General features: G+C 67.5%; 25 protein-coding genes. 8 read left to right on the forward strand and 17 right to left on the reverse strand.

Annotated elements, in window-relative coordinates:
* Nucleotides 1-144 precede the first annotated feature (144 nt).
* The 11 genes from ACM2ZB_RS00830 to ccmA all read right to left on the reverse strand — a co-directional run bounded on the left by ACM2ZB_RS00830 (nucleotide 145) and on the right by ccmA (nucleotide 8,631).
* A complete protein-coding gene (locus ACM2ZB_RS00830) occupies nucleotides 145-489 on the reverse strand; it encodes a DUF1294 domain-containing protein (RefSeq protein WP_416057055.1) in 345 nt (114 codons plus the stop codon).
* Nucleotides 489-1,601, reverse strand: a complete 1,113-nt coding sequence (gene metX, locus ACM2ZB_RS00835) for a homoserine O-acetyltransferase MetX (protein WP_416057056.1) — start codon at nucleotides 1,599-1,601, stop codon at nucleotides 489-491. Before metX ends, ACM2ZB_RS00830 begins: the two co-directional genes overlap by 1 nt.
* A 118-nt stretch (nucleotides 1,602-1,719) precedes the next feature.
* Complete coding sequence (locus ACM2ZB_RS00840; protein WP_416058597.1) at nucleotides 1,720-2,712, reverse strand: tetratricopeptide repeat protein; 993 nt, start codon at nucleotides 2,710-2,712, stop codon at nucleotides 1,720-1,722.
* Nucleotides 2,706-3,191, reverse strand: a complete 486-nt coding sequence (locus tag ACM2ZB_RS00845; RefSeq protein WP_416057057.1) for a cytochrome c-type biogenesis protein — start codon at nucleotides 3,189-3,191, stop codon at nucleotides 2,706-2,708. The genes ACM2ZB_RS00840 and ACM2ZB_RS00845 overlap by 7 nt, the downstream gene beginning before the upstream one ends.
* Complete coding sequence (locus ACM2ZB_RS00850; protein ID WP_313437742.1) at nucleotides 3,160-3,777, reverse strand: DsbE family thiol:disulfide interchange protein; 618 nt, start codon at nucleotides 3,775-3,777, stop codon at nucleotides 3,160-3,162. The genes ACM2ZB_RS00845 and ACM2ZB_RS00850 overlap by 32 nt, the downstream gene beginning before the upstream one ends.
* Before the next feature lie 8 nt (nucleotides 3,778-3,785).
* Nucleotides 3,786-5,705 (reverse strand): heme lyase CcmF/NrfE family subunit, encoded by a 1,920-nt coding sequence (locus ACM2ZB_RS00855; RefSeq protein WP_416058598.1) that lies wholly within the window; start codon nucleotides 5,703-5,705, stop codon nucleotides 3,786-3,788.
* Between the two features lie 12 nt (nucleotides 5,706-5,717).
* Nucleotides 5,718-6,179, reverse strand: a complete 462-nt coding sequence (gene ccmE / locus ACM2ZB_RS00860; RefSeq protein ID WP_416057058.1) for a cytochrome c maturation protein CcmE — start codon at nucleotides 6,177-6,179, stop codon at nucleotides 5,718-5,720.
* The gene (ccmD, locus tag ACM2ZB_RS00865; RefSeq protein WP_416057059.1) at nucleotides 6,176-6,361 is read right to left on the reverse strand and encodes a heme exporter protein CcmD; all 186 of its coding nucleotides are present in this window, start codon (nucleotides 6,359-6,361) and stop codon (nucleotides 6,176-6,178) included. Before ccmD ends, ccmE begins: the two co-directional genes overlap by 4 nt.
* Nucleotides 6,358-7,134: a heme ABC transporter permease CcmC gene (gene ccmC / locus ACM2ZB_RS00870; protein ID WP_416057060.1), complete on the reverse strand. Its 777-nt coding sequence runs from the start codon at nucleotides 7,132-7,134 to the stop codon at nucleotides 6,358-6,360. The genes ccmD and ccmC overlap by 4 nt, the downstream gene beginning before the upstream one ends.
* A gap of 43 nt (nucleotides 7,135-7,177) precedes the next feature.
* A complete protein-coding gene (gene ccmB, locus ACM2ZB_RS00875; protein ID WP_313437732.1) occupies nucleotides 7,178-7,873 on the reverse strand; it encodes a heme exporter protein CcmB in 696 nt (231 codons plus the stop codon).
* Nucleotides 7,870-8,631 carry a heme ABC exporter ATP-binding protein CcmA gene (gene ccmA / locus ACM2ZB_RS00880; RefSeq protein ID WP_416057061.1) on the reverse strand — a complete coding sequence of 254 codons (762 nt, stop codon included), beginning with the start codon at nucleotides 8,629-8,631 and terminating at the stop codon, nucleotides 7,870-7,872. Before ccmA ends, ccmB begins: the two co-directional genes overlap by 4 nt.
* 98 nt (nucleotides 8,632-8,729) lie before the next feature.
* Between ccmA and ACM2ZB_RS00885 the strand changes: the two genes are divergently transcribed.
* The 3 genes from ACM2ZB_RS00885 (at nucleotide 8,730) to ACM2ZB_RS00895 (ending at nucleotide 11,246) form a co-directional block, all read left to right on the forward strand.
* On the forward strand, nucleotides 8,730-9,878 hold the full coding sequence (locus ACM2ZB_RS00885) for a pyridoxal phosphate-dependent aminotransferase (protein WP_416057062.1): 1,149 nt from the start codon (nucleotides 8,730-8,732) through the stop codon (nucleotides 9,876-9,878).
* Between the two features lie 13 nt (nucleotides 9,879-9,891).
* The gene (locus tag ACM2ZB_RS00890; RefSeq protein WP_416057063.1) at nucleotides 9,892-10,698 is read left to right on the forward strand and encodes an amidohydrolase; all 807 of its coding nucleotides are present in this window, start codon (nucleotides 9,892-9,894) and stop codon (nucleotides 10,696-10,698) included.
* A 113-nt stretch (nucleotides 10,699-10,811) separates the two neighbouring features.
* Nucleotides 10,812-11,246, forward strand: a complete 435-nt coding sequence (locus ACM2ZB_RS00895) for a hypothetical protein (protein WP_416057064.1) — start codon at nucleotides 10,812-10,814, stop codon at nucleotides 11,244-11,246.
* 7 nt (nucleotides 11,247-11,253) lie between these two features.
* Here ACM2ZB_RS00895 and ACM2ZB_RS00900 read toward each other — a convergent pair whose 3' ends face one another.
* The 6 genes from ACM2ZB_RS00900 to ACM2ZB_RS00925 all read right to left on the reverse strand — a co-directional run bounded on the left by ACM2ZB_RS00900 (nucleotide 11,254) and on the right by ACM2ZB_RS00925 (nucleotide 16,140).
* A complete protein-coding gene (locus ACM2ZB_RS00900; protein ID WP_416057065.1) occupies nucleotides 11,254-11,532 on the reverse strand; it encodes a hypothetical protein in 279 nt (92 codons plus the stop codon).
* A 3-nt stretch (nucleotides 11,533-11,535) separates the two neighbouring features.
* A complete protein-coding gene (locus tag ACM2ZB_RS00905) occupies nucleotides 11,536-11,781 on the reverse strand; it encodes a protein L (protein ID WP_313437716.1) in 246 nt (81 codons plus the stop codon).
* 178 nt (nucleotides 11,782-11,959) lie between these two features.
* Nucleotides 11,960-12,682, reverse strand: coding sequence for a hypothetical protein (locus ACM2ZB_RS00910; RefSeq protein WP_416057066.1), 723 nt, complete (start codon nucleotides 12,680-12,682; stop codon nucleotides 11,960-11,962).
* A 27-nt stretch (nucleotides 12,683-12,709) separates the two neighbouring features.
* Nucleotides 12,710-14,350, reverse strand: coding sequence for a pseudouridine synthase (locus tag ACM2ZB_RS00915; protein WP_416057067.1), 1,641 nt, complete (start codon nucleotides 14,348-14,350; stop codon nucleotides 12,710-12,712).
* Nucleotides 14,343-15,221, reverse strand: coding sequence for an SMC-Scp complex subunit ScpB (gene scpB / locus ACM2ZB_RS00920; protein ID WP_416057068.1), 879 nt, complete (start codon nucleotides 15,219-15,221; stop codon nucleotides 14,343-14,345). The genes ACM2ZB_RS00915 and scpB overlap by 8 nt, the downstream gene beginning before the upstream one ends.
* Nucleotides 15,222-15,234: 13 nt before the next feature.
* Nucleotides 15,235-16,140: a ScpA family protein gene (locus ACM2ZB_RS00925; protein WP_313437706.1), complete on the reverse strand. Its 906-nt coding sequence runs from the start codon at nucleotides 16,138-16,140 to the stop codon at nucleotides 15,235-15,237.
* Between the two features lie 371 nt (nucleotides 16,141-16,511).
* Here ACM2ZB_RS00925 and ACM2ZB_RS00930 point away from each other — a divergent pair, with 371 nt between their 5' ends.
* The 5 genes from ACM2ZB_RS00930 to ACM2ZB_RS00950 all read left to right on the forward strand — a co-directional run bounded on the left by ACM2ZB_RS00930 (nucleotide 16,512) and on the right by ACM2ZB_RS00950 (nucleotide 23,284).
* Nucleotides 16,512-16,811 (forward strand): YciI family protein, encoded by a 300-nt coding sequence (locus tag ACM2ZB_RS00930; RefSeq protein ID WP_313437783.1) that lies wholly within the window; start codon nucleotides 16,512-16,514, stop codon nucleotides 16,809-16,811.
* Nucleotides 16,808-17,083, forward strand: a complete 276-nt coding sequence (locus ACM2ZB_RS00935) for a BolA family protein (protein ID WP_416057069.1) — start codon at nucleotides 16,808-16,810, stop codon at nucleotides 17,081-17,083. Before ACM2ZB_RS00930 ends, ACM2ZB_RS00935 begins: the two co-directional genes overlap by 4 nt.
* Nucleotides 17,084-17,231: 148 nt before the next feature.
* Entirely contained in the window at nucleotides 17,232-18,269 is a 1,038-nt protein-coding gene (locus ACM2ZB_RS00940) for a LacI family DNA-binding transcriptional regulator (RefSeq protein ID WP_313437700.1), read from the forward strand.
* A gap of 76 nt (nucleotides 18,270-18,345) precedes the next feature.
* A complete protein-coding gene (locus ACM2ZB_RS00945; protein ID WP_416057070.1) occupies nucleotides 18,346-21,402 on the forward strand; it encodes a TonB-dependent receptor in 3,057 nt (1,018 codons plus the stop codon).
* 277 nt (nucleotides 21,403-21,679) lie between these two features.
* Nucleotides 21,680-23,284: a glucoamylase family protein gene (locus ACM2ZB_RS00950; protein ID WP_313437695.1), complete on the forward strand. Its 1,605-nt coding sequence runs from the start codon at nucleotides 21,680-21,682 to the stop codon at nucleotides 23,282-23,284.
* Nucleotide 23,285: the final 1 nt, after the last annotated feature.

A 23,285-nucleotide genomic window follows, 5' to 3' on the forward strand; every position in this document is an offset into this window, starting at 1 on the left:
GGCCGTTTGCGTGATGGCGTGCCGGGCGGCACATCCACGCATGGCGTGGATCTACTGTAGAGCCGAGCCCACGCTCGGCTCCGCGCAGAAAGCAGCCGAGCATGGGCTCGGCTCTACAGGCACGCATCCGCGTCGTTCGAACGGTTACTGCGGAAATTCGCGCAGCATCACCGCGATCGAGGCCACATTGGCCACGACGCACAGCCAGAACACCCACTGGAATTCCGCTTTGCGATGCTTGTGGCGGAACAGCGCCTGGCCCAGCAGCGCGCCCGGCCAGCCGCCGGCGAAGGCCAGCAGCTGCAGGGTGCGCTCGGGAATGCGCCACTGCTTTCGCTGTGCCGCCCGCTTGTCATGGCCGTACAGCGCGAACGACACCGCGCTGGCCAGCAGGCACCAGCCACCGGCCCACAGCGGCAGCACGCCGCTGACCATCAGCGCGACCAGGGCGCCGAGCGCGGCCAGCGCGAGGTTGCGCCGCCAGGCCACTACAGCGCGTCGAGGAAGCCGCGCACGGCCGGGCCAAAGCGGTCGAAATCGACCAGGAACGCGTCGTGGCCCTGCGGCGAATCCAGGCCGATGAACTGCGCATCGGCACCGCCCGCACGCAGGCCGTCGGCGACCTGTTGCTGCTGCTGCACCGGGAACAGGATGTCGGTGTTGGCGCCGATGGCCAGCGCCTTTTCGACGCGGATCTTCGCCAGGCCGGCCAGCACATCACCGTCGGCATATTCGGCCAGGTCGAACCAGTCCATCGAACGGCTCAGGTACAGGTAGCAGTTCGGGTCGAAGAAACGCACGAAGCGCCGCGCATGGCCTTCCAGATAGCTTTCCACCTGGAATTCCAGGCCGAACGGATCATCGTCGGTCTGGTCAGAATCCAGGCGCACGCGGCCGAAGCGGCCATCCCATTCCAGCGCCGAACGGTAGGTGATCACGCCCAGCTTGCGCGCCATGCGCATGCCCGATTCCGGATACTCGGTTTCGGAATAGCGCCCGCCGTTCCAGCGCGGGTCCAGACGGATCGCTTCACGCTGCAGCGAGCGGATGGCGATGGAGAACGGCAAGGCCTGCGCGCTGCCGGAAATGTTGATATGGCTGCGGGCGATGCCCGGGTGCAGCATCAGCACCGCCAGCGCGGTCATGCCGCCCATCGAATTGCCGATCACGCAGGCCAGGTGTTCGATGCCCAGGGCGCGCACCACGTCGATGGCGGCGCGGGCGCCGTCTTCCACCGACAGTTCCGGGAAGTCGAGGCGGTAGGGCTCACCGGTGGCCGGGTTCAACGATGCCGGGCCGGTCGAACCCTTGCAGCTGCCCAGTGAATTGACGCAGACCACGAACCAGCGGTCGGTATCGATGGCCTTGCCGGGGCCGACCATGGCTTCCCACCAGCCGGGGGCCGGGTTGGCATCGTTGGCGGCAGCGTGCGCATCCGGCGACAGGCCGGTGACGATCAGGATCGCGTTGCTGCCATCGGCGGCCAGCGTGCCCCAGGTTTCGTAGGCCACGCGCGCGCCGTGCAGGGCGCCACCGCGCTTGAACGGGAACGGCGAGGGCAGGGCATGGAAGCGGGTGCCGGGCGGAATGAATTCGGTCATGCGGGCATTCTAGCGGGGCCGCCTGTGCAGCTGGCGACACGCTGGTTTCCATTGGGGCCGGTATCCACGCATGGCGTGGATCTACTGTAGAGCCGAGCCCATGCTCGGCTGCTCGGATCTACGGGAACCGCAACTCCACCACGCCGTCCTGCGGCAGCTTCACCCGCACCACGTCACTCTGCAGATCGCCTTCGCTGCGGTTGGCGCTGCCGCTGCGCGAGATGCGCGCCAGCACCTCCACTTCGCCATGCGCCGACAGCGGCGCGGTGGGCATGGGACTGTCACCGTCGCCCAGGCCGACCATGGCCGGGAAGCCGGCCAGCGGCAGCCTGCGCGCGGCCACTGGCATCGGCGGCCCGCCTACGGCGCGGGCCAGCACGAACACCTGGGTGCTGGCCGGCCAATCACGCGACGCGGCCGTATCGGGCAGGTGCACGCGCACCTTCAGCAGCGCCGGGGACGCGGCCGCCGGTGCATCCGCTGCCTGGCCCGCGGCGTCGCGGGCAATGGCGATCTGTGCCTGCAGTGCCTGCGCGGCACCTGCGTCCAGGCGGGGCAGCAGGCTGCTCCAGACATCGGCTGCTTCGGCATTCCTGCCGCGCTGGCGCAGGGCGATGCCCAGCAGCCAGCTGGCGCGCTCGGCCTCGGGGGCCAGGCGACGGGCCTGCTGCAGCCAGTCCATCGCGGTGTCATCGAACTGCTTGCCCGGATCGGCCTGCGCGCGTGCCTGCGCCGCTTCCACCAGCACGCCAGCATCGTCGGGGGCCAGTGCAGCGGCACGGGCGAAGGCATCGGCGGCGGCCTGGCTGTTACCCAGTTCGGCCTGCGAACGGCCCAGCAGGGCCCAGCCATCGGCGCGCTGCGGGTCGCGCTGCAGCGCCTGCTGCAAGGCCTGCACACCCTCACGCAGGGTGGCCACCGACGGCGCGGGCTGCACCTGCGCCGCGCGCGGGTCACCCACCAGCAGGTACAGGCAGGCACCCACCACGCCCAGCGCCACCACGCCCAGCACGAAGCCGCGGCGGCCGTGCTGGCGCAGCGGCCACAGCACCAGGGCGGCCATCACGGCGGCAACCAGGCCGGCCAGCACGGGCAATGCGTAGCTCACCAGCCATCTCCTTCGTCGGCCTTGCCGGCCGCTGCGGGGGCGACCTGGCGGCCGCGGCGGCGGACGATGCCCAGCACCACCAGCCCGCCTGCGCCCAGCACCAGCAGCGGACCCCCCCACAGCAGCCAGGTACCCGGCTGCAGCGGTGGCTGGTAGAGCACGAATTCACCATAGCGGGCGACCAGGAAATCCTTGATCGCGGCATCGTCGTGGCCCTGCTGCATCAGCTGCAGCACTTCACGGCGCAGGTCCTGGGCGATCTGCGCGTTGGAATCGGCCAGCGACTGGTTCTGGCACTGCACGCAGCGCAGCTGCGCGGCCAGGTCGTGGAAGCGCGCTTCTTCGGCGGCATCGCGAAACACCAGCGGGCGCGGGTCATGCAGCGGTTGCTGGGCAAGCGCCGGCAGCGCCGTGGCCACCAGCAGCGCCAGCAGCAGCCCGTGCAGGGCGTTACGGATTGCCGTGCAGGCCGGTATCGGCATTGCCCTGGGCCTTCTCGATCTTCTGCAGCGCCGGAATCAGCTTCTCGTCCACCACCTTCTGGGTCATCGCGCCGCTGTACTTCCAGCGCACGATGCCGCTGCCGTCGACCAGGAAGGTTTCCGGCGCGGCGGTCACGCCCCAGTCGATGGCGGTGCGGCCTTCAACATCGCTCAGCACCACCATGAACGGGTTGCCCAGCGTTTCCAGCCAGTGCAGCGCGTCGGTGGGTTCGTCCTTCCAGTTGTAGCCGATCACGCGCACGCGCTTGCTTTCGGCGAAGCGGGTCAGCACCGGGTGTTCCTCGCGGCAGGCCGCGCACCAGCTGCCCCAGACGTTCAACAGGTACGGTGCGCCACGCAGTTCTTCGCTGCGCACGGTCATGCTGGGGTCGTGCAGCACCGGCAGGGCGAAGGCCGGTGCCGGCTTGTCGATCAGCGCCGAGGGCAGCACGTCGCGCTGCGGGTCGCCCGACTTCATCACCCCGTAGATCATCAGCCCGAGCAGGCCGAAGAAGAACAGCACACCGATCACGATGGCTACCGGCGGCAGCGGGCGGGACGGGCGCGGGGCGGGGGACTCGGACATGGAAACTCCTACGGACGACGGAAACGACGATCAGCGGCGGTGATGAATCCGCCCAGGGCCATCAGCAGCGCGCCCAGCCAGATCCAGCGCACGAAGGGCTTGATGTGCACCCGTACCGCCCATGCATTGTTGCCCAGCGGCTCGCCCAATGCCACGTAGACATCACCGCTCAGGCGTGCATCGATGCCGGCTTCGGTCATCACCTGGCCGCCGCTGGCGTACTGGCGCTTTTCCGGATGCAGCAGGGCCAGCTCGCGGCCATTGCGGAACACCCGCAGATGGCCACGATCGGCGGTGAAATTGGGGCCCTCGCGGTGGTCCACGCCTTCGAAGCGCACTTCATGGCGGCCCACCACCAGCTGCTGGCCCGGTGCCAGGGCGACTTCGCGCTGCACGTTCAGCGCTTCCACCAGCAGGGCGCCGGCCAGGAACACGGCAATGCCGGCGTGGGCAACGATCATGCCGAGCATTTCGGCGGTGAAGCGGCCATTGCCACGCAGGCGCTGCCAGACGAAGCGTGCGGTGCCCAGGGCCACCCAGGCCGCTGCAGCCACGCCGATGCCGGCCTTCCAGCCGTTCTGCGGTGCCTGCCACCAGGCCAGCGCGCCCAGCGCCACGGCCAGGCCCAGCCACGGCGCCAGCAGCGCGAAGGCGCGCGAGGGCTGGTCACGCTGCCACTTCACCAGCGGGCCGAACGGCAGCAGCAGCACCAGCGGTGCCATCAGCAGCAGGAACAGACTGCCGAAGTAGGGTGGGCCGACCGAAATCTTGCCCAGCGACAAGGCATCGGCCAGCAGCGGATACAGCGTGCCCAGCAGCACCATCGCGCAGGCGGTGGCCAGCAGCAGGTTGTTGGCCAGCAGCAGGGTTTCGCGCGAGGTGGCGGTGAAGCCGCGGCGCGGATCATCGGCATCCACGCTCAGGCCACTGGCACGCAGCACGTACAGCAGCAGGCTGCCGCCGACCAGCAGCGACAGGAACACCAGGATGAACAGGCCGCGCGAGGGATCGGCGGCGAACGAGTGCACGCTGGTCAGCACGCCCGAGCGCACCAGGAAGGTGCCCAGCAGGGACAGCGCGAAGGCGGCGATGGCCAGCAGCAGGGTCCAGCTGCCGAAGGTGCCGCGCTTTTCAGTGACGGCCTGCGAGTGGATCAGCGCGGCACCGACCAGCCACGGCATGAAGCTGGCATTTTCCACCGGATCCCAGAACCACCAGCCGCCCCAGCCCAGTTCGTAGTACGCCCACCAGCTGCCCAGCGCGATGCCCAGGGTCAGGAAAGCCCAGGCCACATTCGTCCATGGCCGCGTCCAGCGCAGCCAGCGTGCATCCAGGCGGCCTTCCAGCAGCGCGGCCACGGCGAAGGCGAACGGCACGGCGAAGCCCACATAGCCCAGGTACAGCATGGGCGGATGGATGATCAGCCCCGGGTCCTGCAGCAGCGGGTTGAGGTCGCGGCCTTCCAGTGGTGCCGGGTTCAGGCGCAGGAACGGGTTGGAGGTGAAGATGAGGAAGGCAAGGAAGCCGACGCTGACCACGCCCATCACCGCCAGCACGCGTGCCTGCACAGGTGCCGGCAGGTGCCGCGAGAACAGCGCCACCGCGCCGGTCCACAGCGCCAGCACCAGCGCCCACATCAGCAGTGAGCCTTCGTGCGCGCCCCACACCGCCGAATAGCGGTAGATCATCGGCAGCAGCGAATTGGAGTTCTCGGCCACGTAGCGCACCGAGAAGTCCTGCTGCACGAACGCGGCGGTGAGGACGGCAAAGGCGCCGGCCACCAGCAGCAGCTGGGCGAAGGCGGCCGGGCGCGCCACCGCCATCCACGCGCGGTGGCCCCGCTGCGCGCCGACCAGCGGCAGGCCAGCCTGCAGCAGCGAGGCCAGCAACGCGCACAGCAGCAGGATCTGGCCCAGCTCGGGCAGCACGCCGGGCAGCACTCAGTGCACCTCGGGCGCCGTTACCGGCACGTCGTGCTTGCGATGGGCATCGCCCATCTTGTCAGCCACTTCCTTGGGCACGTAGTTCTCGTCGTGCTTGGCCAGCACTTCATCGGCCACGAAGACACCCTCCTGCAGGCGCCCGCTGGCGACCACGGCGGTGCCTTCGCGGAACATGTCCGGCAGGATGCGCGAGGTGGTGACCGGCAAGGTGGCGTCGCCATCGGTCACCACGAAGTGGGCGTCCAGCGAACCACTGGGGCGGTTGAAGGAGCCCTTCACCACCATGCCCCCCAGGCGGAAGCGTGACTGTGCATCGACATCGCCACGCAGGACTTCAGCGGGCGTGTACAGATAGGCGATGTTGCGCTGCAGGGCGAAGGCCACCAGCGTGGTTGCCAGCGCCGAGGCCAGCAACAGCAGCAGCACCCAGATCATGCGGCGTCGCTGTACCGGCGTCATCGGCTGAGCTCGCCGGCCAGCGGTGCTGGGGCCGTGGCGTTGCTGCGTGCCTGCAGGCGCTGCTGCCGGCGCAATGCCTGTTGCCGCGCGTGCCGCAGCCGCAACCACGAACCCAGCGCATCGCAGGCCAGCACCAGCAGGAACACCGCGAAGGCGGCAATGATGAAGGGCAGGTGGGTCATCGCAGCGTCTCCGGCGCAGTGTGCGGGGCCGCGGTACCGAAGCGTTCGCCCACCCAGGCCTTGCCGGATTCGCGCGCCAGGTTGTCCGCACGTGCCTTGGCCAGCAGCGAACCTACGAACCAGAGCTTGGTGGCCACCACCATCCACCACAGCGGCGCGATCAGTTCAGGGCGCACCGCGTTCTCGCCGAATACGTTGATCGACTGGCGCTGGTGCAGCGCGCCCCACCAGTCCACCGAATAACGGATGACCGGCAGCAGGCCGACACCGACGATGGCCAGCAGGCCGGCCGCGCGCGCGGCGCTGCGGCGATCCTCGATGGCGTGGTACAGCCCGATCACGCCCAGGTACAGGAACAGCAGGATCAGCTCGCTGGTCATGCGCGGGTCCCAGTCCCACCAGGTGCCCCAGGTGCCCTTGCCCCAGATGCTGCCGGTCAACAGGGTGATGAGGGTGAAGCCGGCACCCATCGGGGCACAGGCCATGGCCAGGATCTCGCAGATCTTGATCCGCCAGACCAGGGCAATGATCGAATACAGCGCCATCAGCGCGAACACAAACAGGCTCATCCATGCGCTGGGGACGTGGATGTAGATGATGCGGAAGGCATCGTTCTGGTTCTGTTCCGGCGGCGCCACGAACAGGCCCTGCCACAGGCCGATCAGCAGCACTGGCAGCGCGGCGATGTAGAACACGCGCGACCAGCGCGCGGAGAAACGGTCGAAGGTGGGCGGTGAGCCGAGTTGGTGGAACCAGCGGACAATCGGATTCATGCGTGGTGGCTATCCAGCAGGGGTGGATTGGCTTTCAGCCGGGTCAACTCAGGGAAATACGGATTGCAGCAGCGGTGGCCAGCGGTGCCAGTACCAGGGCGATCACCAGTCCAGCCCCCAGCATCAGCAGCGCACCGACCGGGTCCTGCCCGCGGCTGGCTGCCGCCAGGCTGCCTGCACCGAACACCAGCACCGGTACGTACAACGGCAACGACAGCAACGCCACGAGAATACCAGAGCGCCGGATGCCCACGGTCAGCGCGGCAACCACGCCACCGATCAGGCTCAGCACCGGTGTTCCCAGCAGCAACGATGCCAGCAACATCGGCAGCTGGTCATGTGGCAGATGCAGCATTTCCGCCAGCAGCGGGCTGACCGCGATCAGCGGCAGCGCGGTGGTGGCCCAGTGCAGCAGTACGCGCACCAGCACCAGCCAGGCCAGCGGCACCGGCGCCAGCAGCCATTGTTCCAGCGATCCATCCTCGGCATCGGAGCGGAACAGCGAATCCAGCGCCAGCTGCCCGGCCAGCAGCACTGCCAGCCACAGCACCGCCCCGGCGGTGGCCGCCAGCGGCTGCGGGTCGCGGCCCTGCGCCAGTGCGAACAGCACCACCACCAGCACGGCGAACAGCACCGGCTGCAGCGCATCGCCGCGGCGGCGCCACAACAGGCGCAGGTCACGCCCGATCAGGGCACGCGCGGTCTGCCAAAGACCCGGTTCGGTGCCTGGTGCGATCACGAGTCACCCCCGTCCATGTGCGCGGCTGCCTGCCCGGCGGCGGCCAGTTCCAGCAGGCGCGTGCGCACCGGCGGTGCGGCATAGGCGCCGTGGGTGGTGACCAGGGCGGCACCACCGCTGCGCAGATGTGCGGAAATCATCCGGTTGACCAGGTTGATGCCATCCAGATCGAGGTTGGCATAGGGTTCGTCCAGCAGCCACAGCGGAGCCGGTGACAGCCAGATGCGGGCCAGCGCCAGCCGCCGTTTCTGCCCGGCCGACAGGTGCCGCACCAGGGTGTCCTCGTAACCGGCCAGGCCGACGATGGCCAGTGCGTTGCCCGGCATCTGCCGGGCGCGGCGGCCATGCAGGCCGCAGAGGAAATGCAGGTTTTCCAGCGTATCCAGGTCCGGCTTCAGTGCCGGCAGGTGGCTGAGGTAGGCGACATAACGGGCACGTTCGGCATTGCTGGCCGGCTTGCCGTCGATGCGGACCTGGCCGGCGCCGGGGCGGGCCAAGCCCGCCAGCACGCGCAGCAGGGTGGTCTTGCCGGCACCATTGCCGCCCTGCACCAGCAGGGCTTCACCGGCGTCCACCTGGAAGTCCAGCGGGCCGAACACGGGTTCGTCATTGCGGGAAAAACTCAGGCCGCTGGCGGCCAGCAATGCTGGGGTGTTCAAGGGGCAGGGGTCTTCGTGCCGGAGTGCGGCGGCAATTGTAGCGATGAAACCTTCCCAGGTAGCGCCGGGCAATGCCCGGCGGCGGCAGGGAATATGCAAAGAGCCGCCGGGTATGACCCGGCGCTACCGGCTGAGCCCACGGGCAAGGCTTGGATTTCGTACACTTTCAGCCCTTGTCTCCCCATATCCCCAGGCCGATGCAACCCACCACCAAGCTGCCCAAGGTCGGTACCACGATCTTCACCGTGATGTCCCAGCTCGCCGCCGAACACGGCGCGGTCAACCTGGGCCAGGGTTTCCCGGATTTTTCCGCGCCGCAGCGCCTGATCGACGAAACCACCCGGGCGATGGCCGCCGGCCTGAACCAGTACCCGCCGATGACCGGCGTGGCACCGCTGCGCCAGGCCATCGCGCAGAAGTCGCTGGACCTGTACGGGGCGACGATCGACCCGGATACCGAGATCACCGTCACCAGCGGTGCCACCGAGGCGATCTTCAACGCCATCCACGCCGTGGTGCGTGCCGGCGAGGAAGTGATCGTGCTGGACCCGGCCTACGACTGCTATGAACCGGCCATCGAACTGGCCGGTGCCACCGCCGTGCACGTGCCGCTGGACCCGCAGACCTTCGCCGTGGACTGGGACCGCGTGCGTGCGGCGATCACCCCACGCACCCGCATGCTGATGGTCAACACCCCGCACAACCCGTCCGGCGCGATGCTGGACGAGGCCGACATGCAGGCGCTGGCCGACGTGCTGCGCGGCACGCAGATCTACCTGATTTCCGATGAGGTGTACGAGCACATCATCTACGATGGCCGCCGCCATGAATCGGCGCTGCGCTACCCGGAACTGCGCGAACGTACCTTCGTCATCTCCAGCTTCGGCAAGACCTACCACTGCACCGGCTGGAAGATCGGTTATGCGGTGGCGCCGCCGCTGCTGACCGCCGAATTCCGCAAGGTGCACCAGTACAACACCTTCACCAGCTTCGGCCCGGCCCAGTATGGTTTCGCCGCGATGATCCGCGAAGAGCCCGAGCACCACCTGGAGCTGGGCGCGTTCTACCAGGCCAAGCGTGACCGCTTCCGCGAGCAGCTGGCCGGTACGCGCCTGAAGCCGCTGCCGGTGCCGGGCGGTTACTTCCAGCTGGTCGACTATTCGGCCATCAGCGATCTGCCCGACCACGAATTCGTGAAGTGGCTGACCATCGAGAAGGGCGTCACCGCCATCCCGCTGTCGCCGTTCTACGAGACCGCGCCGGTCGGCCAGCGCCTGGTGCGCCTGTGCTTCGCCAAGAACGAAGCGACCCTGGACGCGGCGATCGAACGCCTGCGCCTGCTCTGAGGACGTGACGACCATGCAGGACCTGCGCATTTCCCTCGTCCAGGGTGACACCCGCTGGCACGACCCGGCGGGCAACCGTGAGTACTACGGCGCGTTGCTGGCGCCGCTGGCCGGCAGCACCGACCTGGTGATTCTGCCGGAGACCTTCACCAGCGGCTTTTCCAACGATGCCATCGCCCAGGCCGAAGGCATGGAGGGACCGACCGTGGCCTGGGTGCGCGAACAGGCCAAGGCGCTGGACGCGGCGGTGATGGGCAGCGTGCAGCTGCGTGATGGCGACGGCGTCTACAACCGCCTGCTGTTCGCCACGCCCGATGGCGCGCTGCAGTACTACGACAAGCGCCACCTGTTCCGCTACGGTGGCGAGCACGAGCGCTACGCCGCCGGCCGCGACCGCCTGAGCGTGGAATGGAAGGGCTGGCGGATCAATCCGCAGGTCTGCTACGACCTGCGTTTCCCGGTGTTCTGCCGTAACCGCTACAACGTGGAGCGGGCCGGGCAGATGGATTTCGACCTGCAGATCTTCGTGGCCAACTGGCCGTCGGCGCGTGCCTATGCGTGGAAGACCCTGCTGCGCGCGCGGGCCATCGAGAACCTGTGCTTCGTGGCGGCGGTCAACCGCATCGGCGTGGATGGCAACCAGCTGCACTACGCCGGCGACAGCGCGGTGATCGATTTCCTGGGCCAGCCACAGGTGGAGATCCGCGAGCGCGAACAGGTGGTCACCACCACCATTTCGGCTGAGGCGCTGGCCGCGCACCGCGCGCGCTTCCCGGCCATGCTCGACGCCGATGCGTTCCACCTGGACGAGCAGGCCTGAGCCTCGTGGCGGGCGGCTGAACGCCGCCCCCACCGCAGCGCGCGCCTGCATCCGGCCTGCACGCGCGCGCTGCTAGATTCGCCCGCAGTCCGACCTGAAGTGGAAGTCCTGTGATGAACAAGCCCCTTGCCCTGCTGCTGGCGCTGGCCGCCGCCTCCCTGGCCCCGGCCGCGCATGCCGGCGGCAACCTCGATTGCCAGCTGCGCTACAACCTGTCCGGCTGGTCGCTGATCTACAAGACCGCGTCGGGCACCGGCACCGTCCACTGCAGCAACGGCGCCAGCATGCCGGTGCGCATCCAGCTCAAGGGCGGCGGCCTGACCGTGGGCAAGTCGAAGATCACCAACGGTCGTGGCAGCTTCACCGGCGCCAGCAGCGTGGGCGAACTGCTGGGCACGTATGCATCGGTGGGCGCACATGCCGGTGCGGTGAAGTCCAGCAACGCCCAGGTGATGACCAAGGGCGATATCTCGCTGGCCCTGTCCGGCACCGGCAAGGGCTGGGACCTGGGCGTGGACGGCACGGCCTTCACCATCAGCCGCCGCTGACGCCGCCTTACCAGCCGATCTGCACGTTCCAGCCGTGGCCGGTGACGCTGAGCTGTTCGACCACGAAACCGCGCGCCTGGTAGGTGCGGATCACCGTTTCGGTGTGCCCTTCGTTGGCCAGCGTGCGGGGCAGGGTGACGATGATGCGGCGTTCGCCACGGCGCGAGGTGACGCCGATCAGCAGGTCGAATTCGGCAATGAATTCATCCGGGCTGCGCGTGGCGGCGGCGGCGTTGGCACGGGCCTGGTCGGGGGTGATGGAGGCGACCGGTGATGGCGTCGACATGGCTCATTCCCCCTTCGTGTTGGTGCGCACGTTCAGCCGCCAGCGGATGCTGCCCTGTGCCGGCGTATGCGTATGCCCGGTCTGCGGCGGGAAGGGGTCACCTTCGTTGCTGGTGACCTCGCAGTCGCAGCCCAGGCAGCGGTAGATGCCCGACATGGGCACGATGTCGCCCGGATGGTGGATCTTCGCCCAGTGTGGTCCGTCGCCGACCACGATCTGGACCTTCGAACTAGCGGTGTACCAGGCCATGTGAACTCCTTGGATGTGCGGGAGCGATCACGATAGGCATGGACCGGGTTCAATGCGGCGATGCACGGCACAAACGGCACCGTTTCAAACTATTCCTAGCAACACTGCCTGGGCGCACTGAAAACGAAGCCCCGTCGAAACGGGGCTCCAGGGATCGGCAGGTGGCGCGAGGCGGTGCCTACTGCTGCGCCAGCAGCCACGCCAGCGTGCCGCGGTGCGGCTCGGGCAGGGTGGTGACGGCATCGAACATGGTGCGCGTGGCCCAGCAGGCATCGGCCGGTGACGCCGCTTCAAGCGCAGGCATTACCGCAATGGCGCGCGAACGCACGGCCTCGGTGGGCAGGGACAGGATGAAGGCTTCGGACGCGGCCTGGATCTGTGCATCCTTGAGCTTGGTCGGCGGGTGCTGCTCCAGTTCGGCCAGGGTGGCCTGGTAGCTCATTTCGAACCAGAACTCGATGTCCTCGGCCGGGCGCTTTTCCAGGTGGGCGAAGAACAGGTCGCCCAGCTGGGCAACCTCGGCGGCGGTGCTGGTGCGCGCGACGCGGGCGCAGTCCTGCTCCGGCATGGCGTGCAGCATGCTGCCCATCACCTTGGCGCGCTGTTCCAGCATCGGCAGCGGCAGGCGGGCGATCCCATCCAGTGCCAGCTGTGCACCGGCCACGGCGGCCTTCTGCTTGCTGCCGGCCTGCTTGATGCGGGACACGTAGCGTGGCTCGATGATCAGCCTGCGCAGCATGCGATCGGCCGGCGCGTGCAGTGGCGAGGACTTCGGCCAGGGATTCTGCCGGGCCACCAGTTCCTGCTTCAGGCGGTCGGCGGCGCGTTCGCATCCGCCCACCACCAGCAGCAGGGCCAGCAGGGCGCCGATGCGGGCGCCCAGGGACAACATCCGTGTCATCGATCGTTCCTTCGTGGTTGCAGGGAATCAGCCGCCGCGCGGGCCGTTGCGGCGCGGGCCGCCCGGACCACGGTTGCCGCCGGGGCCACCCGGGCCGCGGTTGCCACCGGGGCCGCCGGGACCACGGTTGCCACCCGGGCCGCGATTGCCGCCACCCGGGCCACGGCTGCCCGGACGGGCACCCTGGGCGGGCTTGGGGCTGCCATACGGGTTGAAGCCCGGATTGGCATGGTCGGACGGGAAGCTGGGGGCGTTGCCCGGATGGCCGTACGGGTGCTTGTTGCCCTGGCCCTGCGAGCGGTTGCCCGCAGCGGCCGGACGACCCTGGCCGCCACCGGCGCCGCCGCGGCCTTCGCCGCCGAAGCCGCCACGACCCTGGCCACCACCGGCGCCTGCGCCCGGACCCTTCGGCTTGCCGTACGGACGGCCCTGGCCGCCTGCGCCCGGACCACGGGCACCCGGGCCACGGGCACCCGGACCGGCGTTGCGGTGGCCGCTCGGGCCGGTGCTGACGCCATCGGGCACGTACCAGGTGCGGAATGCGGCCGGGTTGCCTTCCGGCAGCGAACGGTCGTTCTTCGGCGCGCGCTGCTTGAACGGCTTCTGCGACTGCTTGGCGGCCGCTTCACCGCTGACGGTCAGGCCGCCCTTGAAGCCACCACCACCCTTGCCGCCGCGGCCACGGCCACGGTCTTCGCGCACGTTGTCGAAACGACGCAGCTCGCGACCTTCGTCGGCGGTGCTGTGGCCGTTGACGTAGGCATTGCCACGACCGCCTTCGCGCACGCGCACGGTGGTCTTGGCGGCACGACGCTGGCCGATCACCGGCTGCAGGGTCAGCGCCGACGGCGCACCTTCTTCCAGCTTCAGCTGCGCGCGCAGCGCTTCCACCTGGGCCGTCGGCAGTTCCACCGAGTGGCCACGGGCCAGTTCGCGCGGCAGGCCGACCTTGCCATAGCGGGTGCGCTTGAGGCGGCTGACCTGGCAGCCCTGCGATTCCCACAGGCGGCGCACTTCGCGGTTGCGGCCTTCCTTCACCACGACGCGGAACCAGTCGTGCGAATCGGTGCCGCCGATGCGTTCGATCTCGTCGAACTTGGCCGGGCCGTCTTCCAGCGCGACGCCACGGGCGAGGCGGTCGACGATGGCGTCGGACACCTTCTCTTCGCCTTCCGGGGCACGCACGCGCACCACGTATTCGCGCTCGACCTCGAACGACGGGTGCATCATGGCGTTGGCCAGTTCGCCGTCGGTGGTGGCCAGCAGCAGGCCGGTGGTGTTGATGTCCAGGCGGCCGACGGCGATCCAGCGCGCGCCCTTCAGCGCCGGCAGGGATTCGAACACGGTCGGGCGGCCTTCCGGATCATCGCGGGTGGTCACTTCGCCTTCCGGCTTGTTGTAGACCAGCACGCGCGACGGCTCGGCCAGCGCGGTGGCGACGAAGCCACGGCCATCCAGCTCGATCTTGTCGCCGCTCTTGACCGACATGCCGGTCTGCGCGACTTCGCCGTTGACCTTGACCAGGCCTTCGGCGATGCGCTGCTCCAGCGCGCGGCGCGAGCCGAGGCCGGCCTGGGCCAGCACCTTGTGCAGGCGCTCTTCCAGCTTGAACTGTTCGGAGGTGGCTTCGCGCTTGAGCGAGAGCTTGTTACGGGGGGTGTCACTCATCAGTTTTGCTCCGGCCGACGGTTTCGAGGTCGGCCTCTGGTTCGGAATCGGCTTGGTCAACAGCCACGGTCGTCGTCGCGACGGCGTTGTCTTCGCGTTCGTTCAGGGGCACCGCGCGCTCGCCCGGCGCGGAATCGGGGTGCCCATCTTCGAGGGGCGAAGGTGCTTGCTCATCGGTGGCCGGTGCAGCAGCTGCTCCGGCGGAATCGGGGGGGTTGCCATCGCCGCCCTGCAGGCCGGCATCATCGTTGACGGCCGCATCGGGGTCGGCGCTGATATCCGGGCCGGCGGCACCGGCAACGGCGGGACCATCGCGGTCCAGCGCCAGCTGCGGTTCCAGCTCGCCCAGGTCTTTCAGTTCCGACAGTGGCGGCAGTTCGTCCAGGCGCTTCAGGCCGAAATAGTCCAGGAAGCCCTTGGTGGTGCCGAACAGCGCCGGCTTGCCGGGCACGTCGCGGTGGCCGACCACGCGGATCCATTCGCGTTCTTCCAGCGCCTGGATGATATTGCTGCTGACCGCCACGCCACGGACCTGTTCGATCTCGCCGCGGGTGATCGGCTGCCGGTAGGCAATCAGCGCCAGGGTTTCCAGGGTGGCACGGGTGTAGCGGGTCTTGCGTTCGGTCCACAGCCGGCTGATCCAGCCATGCACTTCGCCGGTCACCTGGTAGCGGAAGCCGGAAGCGACCTCCACCAGTTCCACGCCGCGGCCTTCGCAGCCTTCGCGCAGCCGTTCCAGCGCGCGTTCAATGCTGCCCGCCGGTGCCGGTTCCTCTTCCGGGAACAGGTCTTTCAGCTGGGCCAGGGTGAGCGGCTGGCTGGACGCCAGCAGGGCACCTTCGACAATGCGGTTGATCAGCGATTGATCCATCGGCAGTCAGCGCTCACTCGTTTTCATTGGCGGCGTCGTTGTCGTCGAATTCGCTGCTGAACTGCAGCGGGGCATTGGTGTTGCCGGCCGCCAGCGACTTCACGTAGATCGGCGCCAGCGGTTCTTCCTGGACCAGGTCCAGCAGCTGTTCCTTGGCCAGTTCCAGCACCGCCAGGAACGTGACCAGCACGCCCAGCTTGCCTTCTTCGGCGGTGAACAGCCCTTCAAAACGGTAGAACTTGCCATCTTCCAGCCGGCCCAGCACTTCACCCATGCGCTGCCGCACGCTCAGCGCCTCGCGCTTGATGGCGTGGCCGCTGAACAGCTCGGCGCGCTTGAGCACGTCGTGCAGGGCCAGCAGCATCTCCTTCAGATCCACCGGCGGCGGCAGCTTCACCGCAGCGCGTTCGGGCATGAAGGCATGCGCCACCGAGGTGTCGCGGTCCTGCCGGGGCAGGGCGTCGATATCCTCGGCGGCCTGCTTGAAGCGTTCGTACTCCTGCAGCCGGCGCACCAGCTCGGCGCGCGGGTCGGCTTCGTCGCCTTCCTCGCTGACCGGGCGCGGCAGCAGCATGCGCGACTTCACCTCGGCCAGGATCGCGGCCATCACCAGGTACTCGGCGGCCAGCTCGAAACGCAGCTCGCGCATCACGGTGATGTATTCCACGTACTGCCGGGTGATCTCGGCCACGGGAATGTCCAGCACGTCCAGGTTCTGCCGGCGGATCAGGTACAGCAACAGGTCCAGCGGGCCTTCGAAGGCATCCAGGATGACTTCCAGCGCATCCGGCGGGATGTACAGGTCCTGCGGAATCTGCAGGACCGGTTGCCCATGCACCACGGCCAGCGGCATTTCCTGCTGCTGGGGGGCGGGCGGCCGGGTTGGCGGGTTCGCGTCGAGCGCGAGTTCGGAAGTCATCTAATGGACATCAGGATTGCAACGGACCAGTCGCGGCACCGGGTTCGCCGGGCCAACGCCACGGAGCCCCAGGGCACCAGACACGCCGGGATCGGCGCGATTCCACACATATCAAACAGCAGGACGCGCCGCTGGAAACGGCGGCGACGGAACTACGGGGAGGTCGTCTACGTGGCCCGGCCAGATGGTCCGGTTGAGGCAGCGGGACGGTCGTCGGGGGCTGCGGTGGCCGCAAAAACCGACGGGCTGCTGCATCCAGCCACGTGCAATGGACCTAAGGGTAAGGCTTTGCTGGCCCAGTGTCCAGCCGGGCCGGGGCAGGGCGCCCATTGGCTAGAATCACCGCACCGCAACATGAACGAGGAATGCCCGTGTTCTATGTGATTGAAGGATATGACGGCCAGGACGTGCTGGCGCAGCGGCTGCAGGCGCGGCCGGAACACCTGGCGCGGCTGCACGCGCTGCGTGACGAGGGCCGCCTGCTGCTGGCCGGGCCCTGCCCGGCGGTCGACAGCGAGGACCCGGGTCCGGCCGGCTTCAGCGGTTCGGTGGTGATTGCCGCGTTCGACTCGCTGGTGCAGGCCCAGGCCTGGGCCGATGCCGACCCCTATGTGGCGGCAGGCGTCTACACCCGAGTGCAGGTGCGGCCGTTCCGCAAGGTGCTGCCGTGAACGCGCGACGCATTGAATTGATTCGTGATGCACTGCAGCAAACGCTGGCCCCCAGCGTGCTGGAGATCGAAGACGACAGCCATCGCCATGCTGGCCATGCCGGCGCGCGTGACGGGCGGGGCCATTTCAACGTGCATGTGGTCAGCGAACGCTTCGCCGGCATGCTGCCGCTGGCGCGCCACCGCGCGGTGTACGCCGCGCTGGGCACGCTGATGGACACCGATATCCACGCGCTGTCCATTCGCGCACACACCCCGTCAGAGCAGGGCTGATGGCCTGTCCTGACAAGTCCTGGCCGGTCCAGGAACCGACCGCTCATGGTCAGATTTTGATGTCCGTCGTGGGACATTCGTCTAACGGAGTGTTTACAAGCGCAGATGGAAACGCTTACATTCCGCGCCAAGCTGGTAGGTCCAAGCCGTGGAGGGCGGCTTCGTGAACAAGGCAGCCATAACAATCAAAGACGTCGCACGCGAAGCCCGGGTCTCCGTGGCCACGGTTTCCCGCGCGCTCAACGGGCATGAGAATGTCGCCGAACCGGTCCGCCAGCTTGTGCTGGAGGTCGCCGCACGGCTGCGTTACACCCCGCACGCCGCCGCCCGCAGCCTGAGCAGCCGCCGCACCAATACGGTGGGCGTGGTCCTGCCCGACCTGTACGGCGAATTCTTCTCCGAGCTGATGCGCGGCATCGACAACGTTGCCCGCAACCGCCGGCAGCACCTGCTGGTGTCCAGCTACCACGGCGACCAGGAGCAGCAGGGCGCGGCCCTGCGTGCCATGCGCGGCCGCGTGGACGGGTTGCTGGTGCTCTCGCCCTATGCCGAGAGCCCTGGCTTCCTGACCGACAACCTGCCGCAGTCGCTGCCCACGGTGCTGATCAACACCTACCTGCCGGGGCAGGATCATCCGGTGCTGAGCATCGATGACCATGCCGGCGCGATGGCGATGACCCGCCATCTGCTCGATGCCGGCCACCGCCGCATCGCTTTCATTTCTGGCCCGGACCTCAACTTCGACGCGCGCGAGCGCCTGCGTGGCTTCCGTGACGCGCTGGCGGCTTTTGGCAACGGCGCCGAAGGCATCGAGCTGCCCGGTGATTTCGACGAAGCTTCCGGCCATCGCGCCGGTCAGGAGTTGTTGGCAGCCGGTGCGCTGCCCGATGCCGTGTTCGCCGCCAACGACATGATGGCCCTGGGTTGCCTGTATGCGTTCGCGCAGGCAGGTGTCCATGTGCCCACCGATGTCGCCCTGGCGGGTTTCGATGACATTCCACTGGCGCGGTTTGTACACCCCTCGTTGACCACCATGCAGGTCAGTATCGCCGAGTTGGGCGATAGGGCGATGACGCGTCTGATGCAGTTGATGGACGGCAACACCCCCGATGGGGCTGGTGACAAGCAGACGCTCGTTCCCAGTCTCGTCGTTCGCGATTCCACCACTCCGCCATCGGGCCATTGAAGCCAGAGGCGTTCCTTCTTTTTTGATTGATCGCAGGTACCGCATTCGCGGTTACCGCCACCCGGAGATTGAGTTGATGATGCATTCCACGATCCGCATGCCGGCGCGCCGGCTGCTGAGCACCGCACTGGTCAGCTGCCTGATGCTGGCTGCCGCCCCGAACGTCATGGCCCAGTCGGCCAACGCCAGCCTGCGTGGCCAGGTGTCCGGCGCCCAGGCGGGCTCGGAAGTCACCGCCACCAACGTGGCCACCGGTACCGTCCGCCGCGGCACCGTGCGCGCCGATGGCAGCTACTCGCTGATGGGCCTGGACCCGGGCACCTATGACGTGGTCGCCAACGGCCAGACCCAGAAGGTCACCGTCACCGTCGCCTCGACCTCCACGCTGAACTTCAGCGAAGCCGCCGCCAGCGGCGGTGGCAGCACCGCAGCCACCAACCTGGACACCGTCAACGTCGTCGCACCGACCCTGCTGCAGGAAGTGCGCACCTCCGAAGTCGGCAAGACCGTCAGCCTGCAGCAGATCCAGACCACCCCGCAGGTGTCGCGCAACTTCCTGGAATTCGCCGACGCGGTGCCGGGCATGATCTTTACCCGTGATGCGAAGGGCAACACCTCGCTGCGCGGTGGTGCCACCAACTCCGACGGCACCAACGTCTATATCGACGGCGTGGGCCAGAAGAGCTACGTCAAGGGCGGCGGCGTGGCCGGCCAGTCCGGCAGCGCCGGCAACCCGTTCCCGCAGTTGGCCATCGGCGAATACAAGGTCATCAGCGGCAACTACAAGGCCGAGTACGGCCAGGTGTCGAGCGCCGCAGTGACCGCGGCCACCAAGTCCGGTACCAACGAATTCAAGGGTGAGGCGTTCTACCGCTACACCAACGACAGCATGCGTGCGATGACGCCGGCCGAGCGCCAGCCGAACAAGGGCAAGGAAGAATCGGCCGAGAAGGAATACGGCTTCGCCCTGGGTGGCCCGATCATCAAGGACAAGGCGCACTTCTTCGTGACCTACGAAGCCAAGCGCTTCGACCTGCCGGTCACCATCGCGCCGGACGGCGCGGTCACCGGCGCTGCCGGCCTGCTGCCGCCGGCCGGTGCCGCTGGCCTGGGCCCGGCCAGCCAGCCGTTCCAGCAGGACCTGATCTTCGGCAAGATCGACTTCGAGCCGACCGACAACGACCGCATCGAGCTGACCTTCCAGGATCGCGACGAAACCCAGTCGCAGTTCAGTGGCCAGACCTCGCCGGAAGCCGGCCGTGAAGTGGTCAACACCGACCGTCGTTATGCGCTGCGCTGGAACCATAGCGGCGAGCGTTACTACAACGAAATGATGGTCACCCATGAAGATTCGTTCAACAACCCGACCCCGCTGACCCTGGCCAACGGCATCACCTACACCGCACCGGACGGCACCGAAGACCGCACCGTGGTGAAGATCGGTGGCGCCTCGGCGCTGGATTCGCAGGTGAAGGGCCAGAAGGGCTGGTCGATCGAAGACAACCTGACCCTGGACGGCATCCAGTGGGCCGGCGACCACACCATCAAGATGGGCGTGAAGTACAAGGCCATCGACCTGTACGCCTCCGACGCGGCACAGATCAACCCGACCTTCACCTACAGCCTGGGCGATCCGGACTTCCCGGATGGCATCCCGTACAAGGCGCAGTTCGTCAAGCCGGTGACCGGCGTGGACGGCGTGTCCGGTGAAGTGCGTTCGAAGTCCAAGCAGTACGGCGTGTTCATCCAGGACGACTGGCAGGTCAATGACCACCTGCAGATCAACCTGGGCCTGCGCTGGGACTACGAAAAGACTCCGTCCTACCTGGATTTCGTGACCCCGCAGGCCGTGGTCGATGCGATCTACTCGCAGGATCCGCGCGCTGCCGCCGGCCAGACCTACGCCGATTCGCTGGCGCTGGGCGGCCTGGACATCAGCGACTACATCAGCAACGGCCACAACCGCAAGGCGTTCAAGGATGCCTGGCAGCCGCGCCTGGGCTTCTCGTATGACATCAACGCCGACGAGCAGCACGTGATCCACGGTGGTGCCGGCCGTTCGTACGACCGCGATCTGTTCGACAACCTGCAGCTGGAAACCACCAAGCTGGCCCTGCCGCAGCCGACCATCTACTTCCGCAACCCGGCCACCGGCGCCTGCATCAACGGCCAGGCCGCCTGCTATGACTGGAACCCGAACCTGCTCAACGGCATCGGCAACCTGCAGGCCCTGGTGGGTGCCACCAGCAACGCCGGCCTGGAAGTCGATCTGCTGAACAACAAGCTGAAGGCTCCGTATTCGGATCAGTTCAGCCTGGGCATGAGCAACCAGATCGGTGACTGGCTGACCGACGCCACCATCGCCCGTACGCTCAGCTACGACGGCTTCGCCTTCACCCTGGGCAACCGTTACCCGACCGGCCAGTTCTTCGATGACCCGCGCCTGTGCGGTGGCACCGAGCCGGGCCTGAGCCAGGCCTGGAGCTGCAACGTGCCGGGCTTCGGCAGCCTGATCATCGGCCAGCAGGGCATCAAGACCCGTGCGACCCAGGTCCTGCTGTCGGCGCAGAAGCCGTTCACCCAGGAAAGCGGCTGGGGTACCTCGATCGCCTACACCTGGACGACCGCGCGCCACAACCGCGACATCAACGAGAAGTACGCCTTTGACCGCGGCCTGATCGGCGATTACCCGACCATCCGTTCCAACGGCGCGCCGCGCCACCGCCTGGTGGTCACCGGTTCGTACGCTGGCTTCTGGGGAATCACCTTCGGTGGCAAGATCACCCTGGCCACCCCGACCGCAGTCAACGACTGGTACCCGGTGCCGCAGGCCAGCGGTTACAACCTGCCGACCCCGCAGGCGGCCGTGCCCAACGCCAATGGCAAGTTCCTGGTGGGTGGCAAGATCTTCGGCTACCGTTCGGTCGATCTGCAGGCCACCAAGACGTTCAAGATGGCGGGCGACACCGAGCTGTACGCGCGTATCGACATCATCAACGTGTTCAACTTCGATAACTTCTCCAGCTACAACTACATCAAGACCAACGGCAAGCTGCAGGCCAGCTACAACGAGACCGGCGACATCATCGGTACTCCGCGCCAGGTCAAGGCCGAAGTGGGCTTCCGCTTCTAAGCCACGATGTACTGCAACACCCTGTTGCCACCGGTCCGCCGGTGGCAGCGGGACCTGGCAATGGCCGGCCTGCGGGCCGGTCCATTGCCCAGGCCCCTGTGCCGTCGCGCGTGTTCCGGCGCGCCGACGGCACACGGGCCTGGGCGATGAATCCCATGAAGTACCCGGTGTAAGGCGACCACGTTTTCGTGGTTTTTTCAGAGCGCGGCTTGTAAACGATTTCAGGTCATTGGACGTTATGCTTTCCCTTCGATCAGCTTCCTGGAGGACCCGCGCCATGCAGGCACGCCATCTGTTGACCGCCGCAGCCATCACCGTGGCTGCAGTTGCCTGCAAGCCCGCACCGCCGGAGCCGGCCAAGCCGAAGCCGCCGGTGATCCTGATCGAAGCCGATGCGCCGCCGCGGCCGATGAAGCCGGAGCTGCCGCCGCTGTTCGACGACATCGAACGCCGCACCTTCCAGTTCTTCTGGGACACCACCAACGAAATCAACGGCCTGACCCCGGACCGCTATCCGTCGCGGCCGTTCGCCAGCATCGCCTCGGTGGGCTTCGCGCTGACCGCATACCCGATCGGCATCGAGAACGGGTGGGTCAGCCGCAACCAGGCCATCGACCGCACCCTGACCACCCTGAAGTTCTTCCGTGACGTGCCGATGGGCCCGCAGCGCACCGGCAAGGCTGGTTACAAGGGCTTCTACTACCACTTCCTGGACATGCAGCAGGGCCGCCGCTACGACAGCTGGGTCGAGCTGTCCTCGGTGGACACCGCGCTGCTGATGATGGGCGTGCTGTTCGCGCAGTCGTACTACGACGGTGACGACCCGCGCGAGAAGGAAATCCGGCAGATCGCCGATACGCTCTACAAGCAGGTCGACTGGCCGTGGCTGCAGCAGCGGGCGCCGTTGATCTCGATGGGCTGGTTCCCCGAAAGCGGCTTCATCGACCACGACTGGATGGGCTACAACGAGGCGATGATGGTCTACATCCTCGCCCTGGGTTCGCCCAGCCACCCGGTCAGCCCGGATGCGTGGACCGTGTGGACCCGCACCTACGACAACGACTGGGGGGTGTACCAGGGCCAGGAATACCTGTCCTTCGGCCCGCTGTTCGGCCACCAGTACAGCCACGTCTGGATCGACTTCCGCGATATCCAGGACGCGTACATGCGCGAACGCGGCAGCACTTACTTCCTCAACAGCCGCTCGGCTGCGCTGGCCCAGCGTGAATACGCCATCGCCAACCCGATGCAGTGGAAGGACTACGGCGAGAACGTGTGGGGCCTGACCGCCAGCGATGGCCCGCAGAACACCACCCAGGACTACCGCGGCGAGCAGCGCCAGTTCCGCCATTACTCTTCGCGCGGCGCTGGCCTGCGCGAGAACTTCGATGACGGCACCATCGCGCCCACCGCGGCGGTGTCCTCCATCGTGTTCGCGCCCGAGCAGGTCATTCCGGCCACTGTGGAAATGCACAAGCGCTACGGCGACTACATCTATTCCAGTTACGGCTTCCTGGATTCGTTCAACCCCAGCTTCAACTACGACATCCCGATCAAGACCGGCCGCATGGTGCCGGACCGTGGCTGGGTCGCCAGCGATTACATCGCCATCGACCAGGGCCCGATCCTGACCATGATCGCCAACTACCGCGACGACTTCGTCTGGGATGTGATGAAGAAGAACCCGTACATCCGCAAGGGTCTGGAACGGGCAGGCTTCAGTGGCGGCTGGCTGGCACCGGAAGGCGAATTCCAGCCGCTGGTGCTGCAGAAGGATGAAAAGGCCGCGGCGGCACGCGCGGTCGGTATCGCAGAATCGCGCGCGGCTGCCGCGCAGGAACAGAAGAACAATGCCAACCGCAATACGGGCCAGGGGAAGTAAC

This window comes from Stenotrophomonas maltophilia (assembly GCF_047782825.1).
Classification (GTDB): Bacteria; Pseudomonadota; Gammaproteobacteria; order Xanthomonadales; family Xanthomonadaceae; genus Stenotrophomonas.

Excerpts from the sequence above, each read along its gene's own strand:
- metX (WP_416057056.1), bottom strand. The coding sequence starts at position 1,601 with ATGACCGAATTCATTCCGCCCGGCACCCGCTTCCATGCCCTGCCCTCG.
- ACM2ZB_RS00845 (WP_416057057.1), bottom strand. The coding sequence starts at position 3,191 with ATGCCGATACCGGCCTGCACGGCAATCCGTAACGCCCTGCACGGGCTG.
- ACM2ZB_RS00850 (WP_313437742.1), bottom strand. The coding sequence starts at position 3,777 with ATGTCCGAGTCCCCCGCCCCGCGCCCGTCCCGCCCGCTGCCGCCGGTA.
- ccmE (WP_416057058.1), bottom strand. The coding sequence starts at position 6,179 with ATGACGCCGGTACAGCGACGCCGCATGATCTGGGTGCTGCTGCTGTTG.
- ccmD (WP_416057059.1), bottom strand. The coding sequence starts at position 6,361 with ATGACCCACCTGCCCTTCATCATTGCCGCCTTCGCGGTGTTCCTGCTG.
- ccmC (WP_416057060.1), bottom strand. The coding sequence starts at position 7,134 with ATGAATCCGATTGTCCGCTGGTTCCACCAACTCGGCTCACCGCCCACC.
- ACM2ZB_RS00885 (WP_416057062.1), top strand. The coding sequence starts at position 8,730 with ATGCAACCCACCACCAAGCTGCCCAAGGTCGGTACCACGATCTTCACC.
- ACM2ZB_RS00890 (WP_416057063.1), top strand. The coding sequence starts at position 9,892 with ATGCAGGACCTGCGCATTTCCCTCGTCCAGGGTGACACCCGCTGGCAC.
- ACM2ZB_RS00895 (WP_416057064.1), top strand. The coding sequence starts at position 10,812 with ATGAACAAGCCCCTTGCCCTGCTGCTGGCGCTGGCCGCCGCCTCCCTG.
- ACM2ZB_RS00900 (WP_416057065.1), bottom strand. The coding sequence starts at position 11,532 with ATGTCGACGCCATCACCGGTCGCCTCCATCACCCCCGACCAGGCCCGT.
- ACM2ZB_RS00905 (WP_313437716.1), bottom strand. The coding sequence starts at position 11,781 with ATGGCCTGGTACACCGCTAGTTCGAAGGTCCAGATCGTGGTCGGCGAC.
- ACM2ZB_RS00910 (WP_416057066.1), bottom strand. The coding sequence starts at position 12,682 with ATGACACGGATGTTGTCCCTGGGCGCCCGCATCGGCGCCCTGCTGGCC.
- ACM2ZB_RS00915 (WP_416057067.1), bottom strand. The coding sequence starts at position 14,350 with ATGAGTGACACCCCCCGTAACAAGCTCTCGCTCAAGCGCGAAGCCACC.
- scpB (WP_416057068.1), bottom strand. The coding sequence starts at position 15,221 with ATGGATCAATCGCTGATCAACCGCATTGTCGAAGGTGCCCTGCTGGCG.
- ACM2ZB_RS00925 (WP_313437706.1), bottom strand. The coding sequence starts at position 16,140 with ATGACTTCCGAACTCGCGCTCGACGCGAACCCGCCAACCCGGCCGCCC.
- ACM2ZB_RS00945 (WP_416057070.1), top strand. The coding sequence starts at position 18,346 with ATGATGCATTCCACGATCCGCATGCCGGCGCGCCGGCTGCTGAGCACC.
- ACM2ZB_RS00950 (WP_313437695.1), top strand. The coding sequence starts at position 21,680 with ATGCAGGCACGCCATCTGTTGACCGCCGCAGCCATCACCGTGGCTGCA.